We start from the raw sequence: 9,639 nt of genomic DNA, 5'->3' as shown, positions 1-9,639 counted from the left end.
GGCGGTAACTTACACGATAGGAGTGGGGGACGGGTATCAAGTTTTAATCCCGAGTCAGAAGCGAGTGTGGTATCAGTATGGGCCAATTGATAACTCTGGATTAGCCCCGGATGTATTTGTTCGTATGGAGGGAAAATCGTTGGTTTCTCACGCTTATCTTACGCTTAAACGCAGCATGATGCCTTAGTTAGATTCGTTATCTTCGGTTCGTCTTGTATGCCTTCTATATTCATGTCAAATACGCTTCATTAGAAGTACTAACCCCATTTCACTCTGTTCACTATCGTCGTCCTTTGTATGTGTTTCGTTAGTTGGATTACGGTCATTATGTTTCAGTCACGATATGGCTGTTATTGCGATAAAAAAGAGCCATATCGCAAGCTCTCCCCAGTGAATCTCTTTATATTAGCAATTGCTTATTTTGGTTTGACTAAGTAACTTATATAAGTATTATCTAATATGCGAGATTAAAAATTAAGCAAAGGATTTATTGTGATGAATGAAATACCTTGGTTATCGTTATTCGGAGGCATGCTATTGGGCATATCTGCATTGTTGCTGTTGTTAATCAATGGCAAAGTCGCGGGTATTAGCGGCATTCTCAATGGTGTTGTGAGTCCAAATGCAGGAGAACGTACATGGCGTATCCTCTTTTTAATCGGCATGGCGATCGGTGGTCTTATTGCGCTGTACTGGCTTGGTGTCGCTAAACCCGTGTTAGCAAATACAGGACTATGGCTTTATGCCATCGCGGGCTTATTGGTTGGCATTGGGACTTTCCTCGGAAATGGCTGCACCAGCGGTCACGGGATTTGTGGAATTGGCCGTTTATCGAAGCGTTCGATTGTTGCTACTAGCGTTTTTATGATCGTTGCGGCTTTGACGGTCTATGTTCGTCTGCATGTATTGTGATGAGGTAATGATGAATAAATCAGTTGCGATGGCCGCGCCATTGTTAAGTGGCTTACTGTTTGGTTTGGGTATGGCATTGTCTGGCATGATTGACCCGGCAAAAGTGATTGCATTCCTTGATATTACTGGCCAGTGGGATCCAAGCTTAGCCTTTGTTATGGGTGGAGCTCTCTTGGTGTTTTTACCGAGTTACTTTCTGTTGATCAAGCCACGCAAAGAAAGTTTAAGTGGTGACTCATACTGTTTACCTGTCAATCAAGATATTGATTGGAAACTGCTTACAGGCGCTGCGATTTTTGGTCTTGGCTGGGGGATTGCGGGCATCTGTCCTGGGCCTGCTGTTGCCAGTCTGTTCTACGGCAATGCCGCGATCCCACTGTTTTTGATATCGATGTTCGTCGGCTCTCAATTAGCCAAACGTTGTTTCGTTGAATCTAACACATAGTGGTTAACCCCTTGCTGCTGAGCGCAGTGAATAGCCTAGTGACTATTCACTGCGCTCAATGTTATTGATAATGGGCAATGATCGCTAAGTTGATAGCGCAAAATGTCATCGCGAGCAAATAAATCCTGCTTAGCATTATCAATGACAAAGTGATGGCTAACCACCATGTGATCGATAAGCGAGCGGAATTGATGGGTACGATTCGGCTTGTTGCGACTGCGAACAATACAATCTGCGTTGACGTTGCGTGTAGAAAGGTGAGCTTGGGAATTCCGAGCTATCGCTTCCCATAGCCAATCATTAGGGTAGGCGAGGTTATGGTTGAAATCGCCACTGATAATATAGGGCTGATCGCTTTGTTCACGTTGTAGAATCCACCGGTTTAACTCTACACCCTGTTTTTTCAGCGTCTTGCAGTTGTCGTTTGACTTATACTTACCGCTGCACCGTGCTTTTAGATGAACACTAAGTAGATGAACGGGTTGCTCGAAACGATCGTGTAGGATGATGTAGGTGGCGAATCTAAGCTTATCTCGCCGCTTATCACCTAATAGAGAAAAGTCACTCGGATCGGAAACCGAAAGTCCGTTCTTTACCGCAAATCCAGTGTATTGGTTGATATCGTTAAATTGCAAGTGCTGGTTCTTAGCATCGCTTCGATCCGATAAATAGATCGTATAGTTCTCTCCCACGACGCGTTGGATTGCTGCTTTACTCGAAACCTCTTGAAATGCAAGGATTGGAGTGTCGATCTGACGGAAATAGTAAGACATTTTGCTAAAATCAGCGTTTGATCGCAATGATGGTTTGAAACGCGTATTTCCCTTGATATCTAACCATTCCATGTTCCATGTCGAAATTTTAATCTCTTGTTGCGCTAGTGTTGGTTGTGCGTATAAAACCACTACATATAGCAAAATGTGACATTTCACAGCACAATTCATTAAAGATTTCTCATAAAATTTTAGCCAAGCCATATCCGACAAGCCCTCGCAAAAAATCAAGTTTAAAAGCGAAAAAAATGCAATTTTCACGCTTTTCTTTGTATCTGAGATCTATGCCATTAAGATCGATTTGTTATTGCTCTCTAACTTATGTTTATTGATCTAAATCAATACTTTTGGCTCGTGGTTTGAGTTTAATACGGCACAACATATAGTGTCAGCCGAACAATAATTAGCCCTATATAGTGTATTTGTGGATAACTCTGTGAGTATGCTGGGTAAGGAGATAAAGTGAAACCAATCGTAATCAAGCGCGATGGCTCAAGAGCGCCATTTAGCCGAGATCGTATCCAAGCAGCAGTGGAAGCTGCAGCTGATCAAGTAGACAACGAAATCGCTATTCATGCTTTAAATGTAGCATTAGCGGTTGAGCTACAGTTAAAAGATCACGATGAAGTTCATATCACTGAAATCCAAACCCTAGTTGAAAACGAATTGATGCAAGGACCATTCAAGTCTCTTGCTCGTTCATACATCGAATATCGCCACGACCGCGATATCGCACGTGAAAAGCAAAGCACATTAACGCGTGAAATCGAAGGCTTAATCGAAGAAAGCAACGTTGATCTCATCAACGAGAATGCTAATAAAGATGGTAAAGTGATCCCAACGCAACGTGATTTACTTGCTGGTATTGTGGCGAAGCACTACGCAAAGACCCACATTTTGCCTCGCGATATCGTACAAGCGCATGAAGAAGGCGATATCCACTACCACGATCTCGATTACGCACCGTTCTTCCCAATGTTCAACTGTATGCTTATCGATCTTAAGGGCATGTTAACGCATGGTTTTAAAATGGGTAATGCTGAGATTGATACGCCAAAATCAATTTCAACAGCGACTGCAGTGACAGCACAGATCATCGCGCAAGTGGCGAGCCATATTTACGGTGGCACTACGATTAACCGTATCGATGAAGTATTGGCTCCTTATGTCTCGGCTAGCTACGAAAAACACCTACTAACAGCGAAAGAGTGGGATATTCACACGCCAGAAGCGTTTGCTATTTCACGTACCGAAAAAGAATGTTATGACGCATTTCAATCATTGGAGTATGAAGTAAACACACTGCATACCGCCAATGGCCAAACACCGTTTGTAACGTTTGGTTTTGGTCTAGGCACTAGCTGGGAATCACGCCTGATCCAACAATCGATTCTGAAGAACCGTATCGCAGGTTTGGGTAAAAACAGCAAAACAGCGGTATTCCCTAAATTGGTTTTTGCAATCAAAGATGGCCTAAACCATAAAGCCGAAGATCCAAGCTACGATATCAAACAGCTAGCGCTTGAGTGTGCCTCAAAACGCATGTACCCAGATATCCTTAACTACGACAAGATTGTTGAAGTGACCGGCTCATTCAAAACCCCAATGGGTTGCCGTAGCTTCTTAAACCCATATGAAGAAAATGGCGAGCTCATTCATGAAGGTCGTAATAACCTTGGTGTTGTGAGCTTGAACTTGCCACGTATCGCATTGCGTTCAAACGGTGATGAAAAAGCGTTCTACCAGCTACTTGATGAGAAATTAGATATCGCTCGTCGCGCACTTGAAACGCGTATTTCTCGTTTGGAAAACGTCAAAGCACGCGTTGCGCCAATCCTGTATATGGAAGGTGCATGTGGTGTTCGTTTGAAAGCGGATGATTCAATTGCCGATATCTTTAAAAACGGTCGTGCATCTATCTCGCTTGGCTACATCGGTATCCATGAAACGGTTAATGCACTATTTGGTACAGAGACCCACGTTTACGACAGTGAAGAATTGCGCCAAAAAGCGTTGGATCTTGTGAGTTACTTGAAGAAAAACGTTGAGCAGTGGGCGGAAGAAACGGGCTATGCATTTAGCCTGTACGGTACACCGAGTGAAAACTTGTGTAGTCGTTTCTGCCGTATCGATACCAAAGAATTTGGTGTGGTAGAAGGTGTAACGAACAAAGGTTATTACACAAACAGTTTCCACTTAGATGTAGAAAAGAAAGTAAACCCATACGATAAGATCGATTTTGAAATGCCTTATCCGCATATCTCAACGGGTGGCTTCATCTGTTATGGTGAATTCCCGAACATGCAACGCAATATCGAAGCGTTAGAAAACGTGTGGGATTACAGTTATAGCCGTGTACCTTACTACGGTACCAATACACCAATCGATGAGTGTTATGAGTGTGGCTACACTGGTGAGTTTGAGTGTACGAGTAAAGGTTTTACTTGCCCGAGCTGCGGCAACCACGACTCTAGCAAAGTGTCAGTAACCCGCCGTGTGTGTGGTTATCTTGGTAGCCCGGATGCTCGCCCGTTTAACTTTGGTAAACAAGAAGAAGTTAAACGTCGCGTTAAGCACCTTTAATCGTTGCTAACACACTGAATGGTAACCAGCTCGTTTAGGCGAGCTGTTTTTTTGCAGAAGAACTATGAACTATCACCAATACTATCCAATCGATGTCATTAACGGTCCTGGCACTCGTTGCACTTTATTCGTTTCGGGCTGTGTTCATCAATGCAAAGGGTGTTATAACCAATCGACATTGCGCCTTGATAGTGGTCATGAGTTCACCCAAGCGCTAGAAGACCAAATCATTGCCGATTTGAATGACACGCGCATCAAGCGCAAAGGTTTGTCTCTTTCAGGAGGTGATCCGCTTCATCCGGCTAACGTCGCTTCGGTGCTAAAACTGGTAAAACGTGTACGCAACGAATGTCCAGGGAAAGATATCTGGCTTTGGAGTGGTTATACGCTTGCAGAATTGAGTGATGAGCAACAAGCCGTGGTCGATCTTCTCGATGTGCTGGTGGATGGAAAGTTCGTGCAAGAGAAGAAAGATCTTAACTTGGAATGGCGAGGCAGCTCAAACCAAGTGATACATCGGTTCAAAATTTAGAAAAGGCAGCGAATTCGCTGCCTTTTTTGTATCTAGCAATGTCGCATTTATTAGAAAATTCAATTTCATCAGTCAGTTACGCGTGCTAGTTTTAACTGGCATTGAGTTAAGACGTGAACCTGTCATCAACGTGTTGATGCAGTAATTTTCGTCATTAGATGGAATTGAGCTGTATGGATTATGAAGTAACGACGCTAAGTGAAAGACCGGATTTAATTGACCAAGTAGCGAACCTAGACAATCGTTCATGGCCCGTATTTTTACAGCACGGTGATGCAGACAATTGGCATCATCTGTATGAGGCCTTTAGTGAAACCGTTTTAATTTTACTTTCCAGTGATCAAGTGATTGGGGCGGGTTTTACGATCCCAATCAAGTGGGGTGGAGGCGTAACGAGCTTACCTGAAACGATAGATGATGTTCTTGAACGTGGTTTAGCTATACAGAATTCCAAGTTACCAGCGAATACGTTGGTCCCGATTGCAGCTTTAGTTGATCCCAGTGTTCAGGGGGAAGGACTAAGCGCGAGCATCTTGTTAGAAATGAAAGCGCTCGCAAAACGTCTGGGTTTAACCTCTTTAGTAGTGCCAGTACGCCCAACGTATAAATCCAAATACCCAATTCAATCGATCCAAAGTTACGCTAGCTGGTTACGTGATGATGGTCTCTATTACGATCCTTGGTTGCGTGTTCACCAAAAACTAGGAGCGAAAGCGATTCATATCGCCAACTGTACGTTGACCGTTAAAGGTTCGATTGCCCAGTGGTCGCAATGGACCGATATGATTTTCCCACATTCAGGCCAGTACATTGTGCCCGGAGCATTATCGACACTTGAAATCGATAAAGCGAATGATTGTGGCATCTATCGTGAACCCAATGTATGGATGAAGCATCCGATGAGCGACGAGCTCTCGTGATACGAAAAGATATAAAATGACGGAGCGGGGTAGTGCCCCGCTTTTTTGTGCGCGTGATTAACTTGTACAGCTTCTAATACCAGCCAATATCGAGGAAAAATTTTAGTTAGAGCTTGGTTTATTAGTCGTAATTTAAAAAAAGTAGTGATAACTTGAAACTCATATTACTAACGTTGAATTTCAAAGGGTTGTGACTTTCATGTTTACTCATTTACCGACACCTCAATTAGATCCCATTCTTTCGCTCTCCGTTGCTTATAAAAATGATCCACGCAGTGAAAAAGTCGATCTCGGTATTGGGGTGTATAAAAACAGCGCCGGTGAAACACCGATCATGCGCGCAATTTCTCAAGCTCAAGATATCGTGGTCGCCACGCAACAGACAAAGTCTTATGTAGGCCTTGCGGGCTGTGAAGAGTTCAACCAATCCATGGTCAATCTAGTTTTGGGTGGCACGTCAGTATTAGATCGAGTAAGTGCGGTACAAACACCGGGTGCGAGCGGTGCGCTGCGTATGCTTGGCGACTTAATAAAGGTTGCTCAGCCTAATACCACAGTGTGGATTTCTAATCCAAGCTACGTTAACCACAAACCGGTCATGGAAGCGGCTGGATTAAAAGTAAACTACTACCGCTATTTCAGCCCGCAAACCAAACAAGTCGACAAAGGAATGATGTTGGAAGACTTAGCAAAAGCAGGCAAGAATGATGTGGTGCTTTTGCATGGTTGCTGCCACAACCCGACAGGTGCGGACATTGATTTTGATGCATGGCAGCAAATCACGGCTCTTGCACAGAAAAATGGTTTCACACCTTTCGTCGATGTTGCTTACCAAGGGTTTGGTGATGGGCTTGATGCGGACGCCAAAGGTTTGCGCTATATGGCCGACAACGTTGATGAAATGCTGATCACGACGTCATGTTCGAAAAATTTTGGTTTATACCGTGAACGTACCGGCGCAGCCATCGTACTTGGTCAATCAGCGGTTGATGCGAACAATGCCAAAGGAAAACTCCTAACATTGGCGCGTTCAACTTATACCATGCCACCTGATCATGGAGCAGCATTAGTGAAAACTATTCTTCAAAATCAAGAGTTAACTGAGATTTGGAAGCAAGAGTTAAGTGAAATGCAACAGCGTTTGTTAAACCTACGCAAAAGTTTATGTGATGAGTTGCGAAATGCCCACAATACTTCACAATTTGATTTCATCGAATCTCACAAAGGGATGTTTACTGTGCTAGGCTTTAGCCAAAGTCAAATGTCGCAACTGCGTGATGAATATGGCATTTATGGTGTGGGTGACGGACGTATTAATATTGCTGGTCTAACTGAAAAAGACATCCCATATGTGGCCGATGCAATAATTAAAGTCTCTTAAGACGGTTGTAAAAAGACTCTTCGGAGTCTTTAAGAAATAAATGAAATTTGGGGGAATGAATGAAAAAATCATGGAAGGCGTTAGTTCCATTATTATTGTGCGGTGGCTTAGTTGCTTGTGCGAATACAAATGAGCAAGCCGTCGGCAATGACAGCAAACCTCAAACATCGCCAAAAGTTGAACAACAGGAAACCTCACCAGAAACTAAGCCCGCGGTGACGCCCGATGATGCAGTCACTCAACAGCCGGAAGTCAAACCGAAGCCAGAACCTGAAACCAAGCCTGTCGAAAAGCCCAAACCACCAGTCATTGAGGCGCAACAAACTGCTGATGGCCGTTTGATTTTAGGCGAAAAAGAGTGGGTGTATATTCCTGGTTTAGAGCAGTCGTTTAAAGCGCGTATTGATACTGGCGCGACGACATCATCAATCAGTGCCGTTGACATCGTATCGTTTGAACGTGATGGCAATGATTGGGTTAAATTTAAAATTGAACACGATGGCATCAAGAGTAAAGAAATCGCTCTTCCGGTTGATCGATGGGTTAAGATCCGTCAATCGAGTGCAGAAGGCACTCAGCGTAGGGCTGTGGTTCAAGCGTGGATTCAGATTGGTGATTTAAAAGAGAAAACGGAGTTTACCCTAGCGGATAGAACGCATCTTACTTTTCCAGTATTGCTGGGGCGAAGCTTCTTTAAAGATGTGGCTTTAGTCGATGTGAGTAAGAAGTACATTCAAGACAAGCATAAGTAACCTGTTTGTTATATGCCAAAGACGGATGGAAAAACAAAAAACCGCTCAATGAGCGGTTTTTTTTATAAATTTCTGAGTTAGCGTTATTGAATCTCAATAAGCTCTACATCAAAAATAAGCGTCGCTGCAGGTGGAATAGGGCCTGTACCGCCTTTTCCATAAGCCAGTGTGCTTGGAATGTAGAGACGGAACTTGTCGCCTTCTACCATGTAAGTTAAACCTTCCTGCCAGCCTTTGATGACTTGGCCAAGACCAAATGTAATTGGCTCTCCACGCTCAACAGAACTATCAAAGACGGTGCCGTCAATGAGCGTACCGTGGTAATGAACTTTAACGCGATTTGCTGTTGTTGGATAAACGCTTCCTTCGCCTTTAGTTAGTACTTCATATTGAAGGCCACTTTCGGTGGTAACCACACCTTCTTTAGTGCCATTTTCGAGCAAGAAAGCTTGGCCAAGTTGGAAGTTTTCATCAGCTGCTTTGTGGTTAGTCCAAGTACGATAAATGAAAAAACCGGCAAGCACAAAAATGATGATTGGAAATACAAATTTAGACATGAATCCTTTCCGTTAATTTATTTTTTGATTAGGTAGTTAATGGTGTCAGCAATACTATCGACATTCTGGTGACCAGAAGTAATCACTTGGTATTTACCATTAACAATGAAAGTTGGTACTGAGCTGATCTGACCTTGCGTAGTAATGTCATCGGCCAGTTGTATTGCCTGGAATAGCTGAGCCTGCTGTTCTTCGTTTAGGTTGTATGGTGAGATCAGGTTACGGCTTTGAAATGCGTTATCGATGGCCGCTTTACGTTGTGCAATGGTCGAACCGTCACCCATTTGTACAGCAGAAAAAAGCTCAAGCATCATTTGGTGATCAGGTTTATGGCCAAGTTGCATTTCTGCTGCGTAGTAAATCATCGCGCCAATTTGTGCACTTTCGTTAAAGGTCACGTGGATCTTACCAATGCTTTGATCGATTAAACTTTCCAGTTTAGGGATTTCCGCTTCCATTTTGCCGCAGTGACCACAGTTCAACGAAAACACTTCTGTTACTTGCGGGATACGGAAGGTAGATAGGTTTGCGGGCAGTTTTGAATACTGCTCACCTTCAACTGGTACGGTGCTATCAGAACAACCCGCTAATAAAGCCGAAGCACCTAGCAAAAATAGTGTGATCATTTTTTTCATAAAAGTTTCTCGTTACGTGCGCGGCAAGGGCGCATTTAAAGTGGTTTGATTTTACCGTTATGTCAGGATTTAACAAACGGTTATAACTTCAGAGTAGCAATTTCTAACAACTTATCGTCATATGTTTGTAGTTATGAATGAGAAACACG

Annotated in this window: 10 protein-coding genes and 1 pseudogene; 8 read left to right on the top strand and 3 right to left on the bottom strand. The window is 43.4% G+C overall.

The genetic code is table 11. From position 1 onward, the window contains the following. The 3 genes and pseudogenes from RH86_RS20635 to RH86_RS01025 form a co-directional block, all read left to right on the top strand. Window positions 1–187 (top strand): annotated as a pseudogene (locus RH86_RS20635) (peptidase S41); the annotation flags it as partial. Between the two features lie 308 nt (window positions 188–495). Continuing rightward, complete coding sequence (locus RH86_RS01030) at window positions 496–912, top strand: YeeE/YedE family protein (RefSeq protein ID WP_009384405.1); 417 nt, start codon at window positions 496–498, stop codon at window positions 910–912. A gap of 10 nt (window positions 913–922) precedes the next feature. After that, complete coding sequence (locus tag RH86_RS01025) at window positions 923–1,357, top strand: YeeE/YedE family protein (protein ID WP_009384403.1); 435 nt, start codon at window positions 923–925, stop codon at window positions 1,355–1,357. A gap of 35 nt (window positions 1,358–1,392) precedes the next feature. Here RH86_RS01025 and RH86_RS01020 read toward each other — a convergent pair whose 3' ends face one another. Next, window positions 1,393–2,391, bottom strand: a complete 999-nt coding sequence (locus RH86_RS01020) for an endonuclease/exonuclease/phosphatase family protein (RefSeq protein WP_009384401.1) — start codon at window positions 2,389–2,391, stop codon at window positions 1,393–1,395. Window positions 2,392–2,592: 201 nt separating this feature from the next. Between RH86_RS01020 and nrdD the strand changes: the two genes are divergently transcribed. The 5 genes from nrdD (at window position 2,593) to RH86_RS00995 (ending at window position 8,298) form a co-directional block, all read left to right on the top strand. Further along, window positions 2,593–4,713 (top strand): anaerobic ribonucleoside-triphosphate reductase, encoded by a 2,121-nt coding sequence (nrdD, locus tag RH86_RS01015; RefSeq protein WP_009384399.1) that lies wholly within the window; start codon window positions 2,593–2,595, stop codon window positions 4,711–4,713. 64 nt (window positions 4,714–4,777) lie between these two features. After that, on the top strand, window positions 4,778–5,245 hold the full coding sequence (gene nrdG / locus RH86_RS01010) for an anaerobic ribonucleoside-triphosphate reductase-activating protein (RefSeq protein WP_009384397.1): 468 nt from the start codon (window positions 4,778–4,780) through the stop codon (window positions 5,243–5,245). A gap of 173 nt (window positions 5,246–5,418) precedes the next feature. Beyond that, entirely contained in the window at window positions 5,419–6,165 is a 747-nt protein-coding gene (locus RH86_RS01005) for a hypothetical protein (protein WP_009384395.1), read from the top strand. Window positions 6,166–6,364: 199 nt separating this feature from the next. Beyond that, a complete protein-coding gene (locus tag RH86_RS01000; protein WP_009384393.1) occupies window positions 6,365–7,546 on the top strand; it encodes an aromatic amino acid transaminase in 1,182 nt (393 codons plus the stop codon). A gap of 59 nt (window positions 7,547–7,605) precedes the next feature. Beyond that, a complete protein-coding gene (locus RH86_RS00995) occupies window positions 7,606–8,298 on the top strand; it encodes a RimK/LysX family protein (protein WP_009384391.1) in 693 nt (230 codons plus the stop codon). Between the two features lie 83 nt (window positions 8,299–8,381). Here RH86_RS00995 and RH86_RS00990 read toward each other — a convergent pair whose 3' ends face one another. Together RH86_RS00990 and RH86_RS00985 are read right to left on the bottom strand one after the other, a co-directional pair. Further along, entirely contained in the window at window positions 8,382–8,855 is a 474-nt protein-coding gene (locus RH86_RS00990) for an FKBP-type peptidyl-prolyl cis-trans isomerase (RefSeq protein ID WP_005599409.1), read from the bottom strand. A 17-nt stretch (window positions 8,856–8,872) separates the two neighbouring features. Continuing rightward, window positions 8,873–9,490, bottom strand: a complete 618-nt coding sequence (locus tag RH86_RS00985) for a thiol:disulfide interchange protein DsbA/DsbL (RefSeq protein WP_009384387.1) — start codon at window positions 9,488–9,490, stop codon at window positions 8,873–8,875. Between the last annotated feature and the right edge of the window lie 149 nt (window positions 9,491–9,639).

Source organism: Vibrio sp. N418, from assembly GCF_000222565.1.
GTDB classification, from domain to species: domain Bacteria; phylum Pseudomonadota; class Gammaproteobacteria; order Enterobacterales; family Vibrionaceae; genus Vibrio; species Vibrio scophthalmi.
The sequence above is the reverse complement of the archived record's forward strand: the minus strand, read 5'-3'. Positions and strand labels throughout refer to the sequence as shown.